7 protein-coding genes are annotated in these 6,997 nt (G+C 65.3%); all 7 read left to right on the forward strand.

Features of this window, described 5'->3' with window-relative positions; genetic code table 11:
• Nucleotides 1–30: 30 nt before the first annotated feature.
• The 7 genes from ACWDUA_RS16815 to ACWDUA_RS16845 all read left to right on the forward strand — a co-directional run bounded on the left by ACWDUA_RS16815 (nucleotide 31) and on the right by ACWDUA_RS16845 (nucleotide 6,779).
• The gene (locus ACWDUA_RS16815; RefSeq protein WP_449752137.1) at nucleotides 31–1,227 is read left to right on the forward strand and encodes an aromatic ring-hydroxylating oxygenase subunit alpha; all 1,197 of its coding nucleotides are present in this window, start codon (nucleotides 31–33) and stop codon (nucleotides 1,225–1,227) included.
• A 28-nt stretch (nucleotides 1,228–1,255) separates the two neighbouring features.
• Complete coding sequence (locus ACWDUA_RS16820) at nucleotides 1,256–2,164, forward strand: ABC transporter permease (RefSeq protein WP_449752138.1); 909 nt, start codon at nucleotides 1,256–1,258, stop codon at nucleotides 2,162–2,164.
• Complete coding sequence (locus ACWDUA_RS16825) at nucleotides 2,161–2,967, forward strand: ABC transporter ATP-binding protein (protein WP_449752139.1); 807 nt, start codon at nucleotides 2,161–2,163, stop codon at nucleotides 2,965–2,967. Before ACWDUA_RS16820 ends, ACWDUA_RS16825 begins: the two co-directional genes overlap by 4 nt.
• Nucleotides 2,964–3,782: an ABC transporter permease gene (locus tag ACWDUA_RS16830; RefSeq protein ID WP_449752140.1), complete on the forward strand. Its 819-nt coding sequence runs from the start codon at nucleotides 2,964–2,966 to the stop codon at nucleotides 3,780–3,782. Before ACWDUA_RS16825 ends, ACWDUA_RS16830 begins: the two co-directional genes overlap by 4 nt.
• A 94-nt stretch (nucleotides 3,783–3,876) precedes the next feature.
• On the forward strand, nucleotides 3,877–4,971 hold the full coding sequence (locus ACWDUA_RS16835) for an ABC transporter substrate-binding protein (RefSeq protein WP_449752141.1): 1,095 nt from the start codon (nucleotides 3,877–3,879) through the stop codon (nucleotides 4,969–4,971).
• A complete protein-coding gene (locus ACWDUA_RS16840; RefSeq protein ID WP_449752142.1) occupies nucleotides 4,968–6,047 on the forward strand; it encodes a hypothetical protein in 1,080 nt (359 codons plus the stop codon). Before ACWDUA_RS16835 ends, ACWDUA_RS16840 begins: the two co-directional genes overlap by 4 nt.
• A gap of 123 nt (nucleotides 6,048–6,170) precedes the next feature.
• Nucleotides 6,171–6,779: a GntR family transcriptional regulator gene (locus ACWDUA_RS16845; protein ID WP_449752143.1), complete on the forward strand. Its 609-nt coding sequence runs from the start codon at nucleotides 6,171–6,173 to the stop codon at nucleotides 6,777–6,779.
• The last annotated feature ends 218 nt before the right edge of the window (nucleotides 6,780–6,997 follow it).

The following is a 6,997-nucleotide window of genomic DNA, read 5'->3' on the forward strand; positions in this document are numbered from 1 at the left end:
CGACACCGCCGGAACCTTCCAGGAGCACCCATGCCCACCATTCCGCCCCTCGTCCAGGATGTCCTCGATCGCCTGGGAATCCCCGAGGCCGATATCACCACCGCACGCACCATGCCGACGGAGGTCTACACCTCCGAGGAGTTCTTCGAGTTCGAGAAGGAGGCCATCTTCGCCAAGGAGTGGCTGTGCCTGGGGCATGTGAGCCAGGTTCCCGAAGTGGGCGACTACTTCTCGATCACGGTGGGCGACGAACCACTCATCGTCACCCGCGACAAGGACCAGACCATCCGCGTGATGTCGGCAATCTGCCAGCACCGCGCCTACCCGGTGGTCCAGCCCAGCGAGCAGGGTAACACCAAGCAGTTCCGCTGCCCCTACCACTACTGGGCGTACGATCTCGACGGCCGCCTCAAGGCCGCCCCGGAGATGAAGCAGACCTGCACGATCTCCCAACTGCGTTCGGAGACAATCCTTCCCAACCTCAAGGTGGAGATCTGGTTCGGAATGATCTTCGCCAACATGGATCTGGAGGCCGAGCCGCTGGCTCCCCAATTGACCAAACTGGCCGACGAGATGGCGATCTATGACGTTGCGAACCTCGAGATCACCGCTCCCCAGGAGTTCCCCGGGCTCGAGTGGAACTGGAAAGGGATGCACGAGAACGCACTCGAGCCGTACCACACCTCGTTCGTACACATGGGCTATCACGACGTCGCACCGGCGTCGATGGCCGAGTTCGTCGAGTTCGAGGACTCCGACAACGTGATCATGCATCCGACCAACTACCGGTACATGGACGCCGGATTCAACCCGACCGGCAAGGCCATCCTGCCGATCCTCCCCGGACTCGACGACCTTCACCGGAGCCGGATCATGTTCGCCTCCGTCCTGCCCACCGTCTTCTTTGCGCTCAGCCCCGAGCAGGTGTTCTACTTCCTGATCACTCCCGAGGGCGCCAACAAGATGACCCTGCGGGTCGCGTGGCTGTTCCCTGCCGAGACCAAGAAGGCGGCAGGGTTCGACTGGGCCTTCGAGATGCAGAACGCGGTGAACCAGGTCATCAACGACCAGGACATGGTGACCAACAAGCGCATGCAGGACGGCCAGCGTTCCCGATATGCGAAACGGGGCCGCTACTCCTGGCAGGAGACGACACTCCCCCAGGTCAACCGCTGGCTTGCGTTGCGCTACCAGGCGCACGCCAAGTCTCTCGCCGACGCTGACTGAGCCACAATCCGATTCGGAAGGTTCCACCATGACTGTCGGTGATGCCAGCTCGTCCGCGGGCGCGCGCCCACTCGTCGCAGCCACCCGGACCCGGTCCGGGGCCGCACGGCCCGCGATGTCCCACCGTGCCCGGTCGGTGGTCGTCGCCACCGCCTACGGCATCGTCGCCGTCATCGCCGCGATGGTGCTCTATGAGATCGCCAAAGTCGCCTTCGGTGTCAACGACGTCACGATGCCGCACAGCTGGTCGATCCTGGCCGCCTTCGGGGACACCACCCCGACCGGGCAGATCCGTGCGGTCGCCCTCGCCGAGAACATCGCGGTGACACTGCAGCAGTCGCTTGTCGGCGTGGCCCTGGGTGTGGCCGTGGGTGCCGTCCTCGGAGTCGTCACCGCGAAGTCGGTGTTCGTGTCCCGCACGCTCACACCGGTACTCGTCGCCACCCAGACACTCCCCCTGGTCGCCATCGTCCCCGCGCTCGTCATCCTGCTCGGCGACGGGTGGTTCCCGCGGGCAGTGATCGCATCGCTCCTGGCGTTCTTCCCGGTGTACGTCGCGGTGGCACGCGCGCTCGGCGACATTCCCGTCGCCCGCCGTCAGCTGTTCGACGCATCGGGATTCACCCGGGGCAGAACGCTACTGAGCCTGGAACTGCCACTCATGACCCTGGCGGTGGCATCGACCATGCGCACCGCGACAGCACTCGCCGTGACCGGTTCGATCGTGGCAGAACTGCCCAGCGGCAGCGACCGCGGGATCGCCGCGACCATGCTCACCGCCGCGTCGTACTACCTGACCGACCCCGAAGCCCTGTGGTGTTCGGCGCTGGTGGCCATGGTCGGTGGTGTCGTCCTGGTCTTCGTGCTGTCTGCCCTCGTCACCTCCACCGCCCGCCTCCTGCTCCGCATGCCCGCCGATGGAAAGGCCGGATCATGACCTCCTCGCCCACCCGGATCGACGTCCCGCCAAGCGAATCACCACGACGATCCGATGCGATCGTGCTCGACTCGGTGACCAAATTCTACGGCGACAAGCTGATCCTCGACGGTATCGATCACGTCGTCGAGGCGGGGGCATTCGTCTCGCTGATCGGGCCATCCGGGTGCGGCAAATCCACTCTGCTCAGGATGATCGCCGACCTCGAGCCCGTCACATCCGGTGTCGTACGGATCGGTTCCCGGACTCCTGCCGAAGCCCGGCGAGACCACACCATGTCGATGGTCTTCCAGAGCCCCAACCTGATTCCGTGGCGTTCGGTTCGCCGCAATGTCGAGCTCCCACTCGAGGCGATGCATGTCGACCGGGACGAACGCCGTCGGCTCGCCACCGCCGAACTCGAGCGCGTCGGACTCGGCAACCACCTCGACGCCCATCCTCGCACGCTGTCCGGTGGGATGGCGCAACGCGCGGCGATCGCCCGGGCACTGGTCAGCGACCCGCGCATCGTGCTGATGGACGAGCCGTTCGGCGCACTCGACGAGATCCTTCGCGAACGCCTCAACTACGAGCTCCACAACCTGTGGGAGAGCACCGGCAAGACCATCGTCTTCGTCACCCACAGCATCGCCGAGGCGGTGGCCCTGTCCACCGACATCGTGGTGATGGGCCGCAATCCGGGCCGCATCCACGCCCATATGTCCGTCGACCTGCCCCGCAGACGCACCCCCGAACTGGCCGAGTCGGCCCGGTTCTTCGAGATGACCAGCGAGGTCCGCCGACTCCTTGCGAGCGCCTCATGACCGCCGCGACCGACATCCGGCCCCCGCACGCCACATCCACCGGTTCAGTTGTCGGCAGCCGAATCCTGGGGATCGGCGGCCCGGTCGTCGTCGTGCTCGGCGTCCTGGTGGCGTGGGAGATCTGGGTGGAAGCAGCGGGGATCAAGCCGTTCATCTTGCCCGCGCCGACCGCGATCTGGGCTGCGTTTGCCGAACGTCCCTCCTTCTTCCTGGACCTGGGGCTGCACACGCTCCGAGAAGCGTTGGCCGGATTGGTGTTCGGTTCGATCGCTGGTGCACTGTCTGCGCTCGCGGCCTTCCGGTCCCGCGGGCTGGGACACGCTGCCGAGGTGGCCTCGGCCGCGCTGCTGGCGCTACCCATGGTGGCGCTGGTCCCCCTGGCGAACGTGTTCTTCGGTCTGACCCCTGCCTCGCGGATTTTCGTGGTGTCCGTGGCCGTCTACCCGATCGTGCTGTCGTTTCTGCTCCGAGGTCTTCACGGCACCGATCCCGGGCTCGTCGAAGCATTCCGGTCGCTGGCGATCTCCCCGCTGAAGACCGTGCGAGACCTCTACCTCCCGTCGATGCTCCCGGCGTGCATGAGCGCCCTGCGAGTGGCCCTGCCGACTGCCTTCTCGATCGCGATCGTGGCCGAGTTCTTCGGTGGCGAACTGAACACTCTCGGCACCTTCATCAAATCTGCGGCGGTCCAGTCAAGGGTCGCCGACACCTGGGGTGCCGCCCTTGTCGCCTTCGCCTTCGCCGTGATCCTCTACCTCGGGATCTCGTTGCTCGAGCGCCGCGTGCTGCGCTGGCATCCCTCCCAGACCGGCTGAACACGCCCGTCGGCTCCTCCCGAATCTCTCCGATCCGCAAGTCCCGCATATCCACCGCCCCACCCCATGACACAACCCCAGTGAGGAAACAACCATGTCCGCATTCTGGACCAGCCGATCCAAGTCTCCCCGGCGCCGTCGAGGCCTCAAGGTCACGGGTGTCGCCGTGGCCGCGGCCGCGGCCCTGTCGCTGACTGCTTGCGGCAGTGGCGATTCCGCCGGCAGCGACGGCAAGGTCGACGTCGTCCTGGGCTGGGTGGTACAGCCCGAGTTCGCGGCCGTCTACGCCGCCGAGGCCCTCGGCTACTACGAGCAGGCCGGTTTGGATGTCACCATCAAACCCGGTGGGCCCGAGGTGAATGCCGAGCAGCTGGTCGGCGCCGGCAGCGCACAGTTCGGAGTCGACAACGGCAGCAACGTCTTTCTCTCCAACGACGTGGGCACCGACCTCGTGACGCTGGCACAGCTGGAGCAGGAGACCTCCCTGCGACTCGTGTCACGCGCGTCCGACGGCCTGCAAGGACCACCGACCTGGGCGGGCAAGCGAATCGGCGTGTGGTCGTCGGCCAACTCGCTCTACGCTTCCCTCGCCAAGCACGGTATCGACAAGAACACCGATGTCACCCTCGTCGAGCAGGGATTCGACATGTCGCAGTTCCTCAACGGGGAGGTCGACATGGCATCCGCGTACGGCTACAACGAGGTCGGGCAGATCCTGCAGGCCGGCGTCCCGTTGTCCGACCTCACGATCTACGACTATGCCGACGACAGCACCGCAACCATCGGTCTGCAGCTGTTCGGCAACGGCGACTTCGTGAAGTCCAACCCGGACAAGGCCGCCGACTTCACTGCGGCCACGATCCGCGGCCAGGTGTACTGCCGAGACAACCCTGAGCAGTGCGTCGCCTTCGTCGCCGATGCCGGAGCCACCATCGACAAGAACTTCATGCTGTGGCAGATGAATGAGGTCAACAAGTCCGTGTGGTCCACCGACGTCCCGGTCGGCACCCTCGATCGGGGGCTCTACCAGCAGACCGCCGACGTGCTCACCTCCTCTGAGGTCATCGAGAACCAGCCCGATCTCGACGCGGTCATGGGCACCGAGATCTACGATTCCGCCGTCGCCAAGCTGACCGACATCGACCTGACCAACAAGTCGTTCACGCCGAAGGAGAACCTGGTCCCGTGACCACCACCAGTACCCGCGATGTCGTCTTCACCAATGTCTACCACCCGCTGTCGGGGCAGCACTGCGACGTCGTCATGGCCGTCCCGTCACCGCCGGCGCCCGCCCCGACCATCATCGACGGCACCGACCTGTGGGCCCTACCGGGGATCTACGACGCGGACGCCCACATTCCCTTGCTTGCCTTGGGCCTGCGCCACCAGGAGGTCCACAGCCCCCGCGCGGGCGGCATCACCCACGTGAACACCGCGCTGCAGTGGCAACAACTCCGAGAGTTCAATGTCACCGCCATCGGCGAGTTCTGTTCCACCACCCGGTTACCGCGCTATATCCCCACCCTGTCGGTGGAGCCGGAAGGCACCGATGGTTTCGCGGACTGGCTCGACGCCCATGCCGAAGAGCTGCAACCGCATTGGGCCAGGGTGTGCAAACTGTACTCGCCCGACCCGAATTTTCACCGGAACATCGAGGCAGTGTGGCGAGCAGGACTGACCGCAGTCGTCTACTCCTGGGACGACGACGATCTCGAGTGGGTGTCGGCGTTGCGCGGCGGCCCACTGCATCACCGTCACGCGCGGTCGAAGACGACCACAGAGATCATGCGAACCACACCGAACGCCACCCTGCAGACCTCTCCGCACTATCTTCTCGAGCTCGTCGACGAGCATGCCGCAGGCCTGCACGTGCTGCCACCCGTGCCCGGTGGCGGAGATCGCACGTCACTGCTGGCGATGGTCGTGTCGGACATCGACATGATCGCCACCGACGACAACGCGCCGGTGCACGGCAACACCGGTCCGGGGCTGTCGAGTCAGCGCTATCTACTGTCGACGCTGTTGACCATCTCGAAGCGGGACGGGATTCCATTGCAATCGCTCTGGACCAAAGTCACCACGGCACCAGCCGAGATCTTCGGCACCTCGGAGCTCCTCGACGAGTCGGTGATCATCGTCGACCCCACCCGTCGAGTCCCCGTGGGCATGGAGACAGGGGAAGGGCGCCGCAACCCCTACGTTGGGCTAGAATTGTCCGGCGCCGTCGTCGCCATGGCGACGAACGGTCACGGAGTAGTCCTGTGACAAACGGGGGATCGACATGACGAGATCGAATTCGGTCAGATCGCGATGGTGCGGATGACCGCGCTACCACCGCCAGCTCCCAAACCGGCCCAGTCGCGCTCTGCAAACACCGTCAATCTGGATGTGGCCGAACGTCTTCGACGCGCAATAGTCAGCGGCAGCCTGGCCGCGGGCTCGCGCATCGTCCAGTCCGACATCGCCTCCCGCTTCGGGGTCAGTGTGACCCCGGTGCGAGAGGCCCTGCGTCAGCTCGAAGCGGAGGGCCTCGTCGACTTCGACGCGTTTCGCGGAGCCACCATCCACAAGACCTCGCGCGCGGAGCTGATCGAGGTCTATGAGCTCCGCAAAACGCTCATCCCATGCAGCGTTGCTGCCGCGGTGATGCTGGTATCCGACGAGCAACTCGACGAGGCCGAATCCCTCGCGAGGTCGATGACCGTGGAGATGGCTGCGAGTGACTGGGTCGAGGCCAACCGTCGATTCCATTGGCTGATGGACACCTGCGACAGCCTTCCCCGTACCCGCGCGATACTCGGCAATCTCACCGACCTGTCGACGCTGTATGTGGGTATGGCGATCGTGTCCGAGGAGGCTCGCCGAACCCGAGCCCAGGTCGACCATCTCGAGATGGTCGCCATCACACGGCGACGCGACATCGACGCCGCGGTCCGCCTCGCCGTTGCCCACCTCGAGGACACCCTGCAGTCCGCATTGAAGGCGATGGACGAATAGCACTCTGGTTCAAGCTTTCTCGTTCGATCACCACAATTTTCGCCCGTGCCTGTCCGCATCCGCGGTGGGGCGGCTCACTCCCTCCCGAAAGGCCAGGTGCCGGTACCTCATGTCCACCGATCACCGTCCGTTGCGCGTTGCCATCGTCGGTGCAGGTCCCGCCGGGATCTACGCCGCCGACGCGTTGATGAAATCCGATACCGCCAAGGACCGCGGCG

This window comes from Gordonia sp. NPDC003376 (assembly GCF_053589235.1).

Excerpts from the sequence above, each read along its gene's own strand:
- ACWDUA_RS16815 (WP_449752137.1), top strand. The coding sequence starts at position 31 with ATGCCCACCATTCCGCCCCTCGTCCAGGATGTCCTCGATCGCCTGGGA.
- ACWDUA_RS16820 (WP_449752138.1), top strand. The coding sequence starts at position 1,256 with ATGACTGTCGGTGATGCCAGCTCGTCCGCGGGCGCGCGCCCACTCGTC.
- ACWDUA_RS16825 (WP_449752139.1), top strand. The coding sequence starts at position 2,161 with ATGACCTCCTCGCCCACCCGGATCGACGTCCCGCCAAGCGAATCACCA.
- ACWDUA_RS16830 (WP_449752140.1), top strand. The coding sequence starts at position 2,964 with ATGACCGCCGCGACCGACATCCGGCCCCCGCACGCCACATCCACCGGT.
- ACWDUA_RS16835 (WP_449752141.1), top strand. The coding sequence starts at position 3,877 with ATGTCCGCATTCTGGACCAGCCGATCCAAGTCTCCCCGGCGCCGTCGA.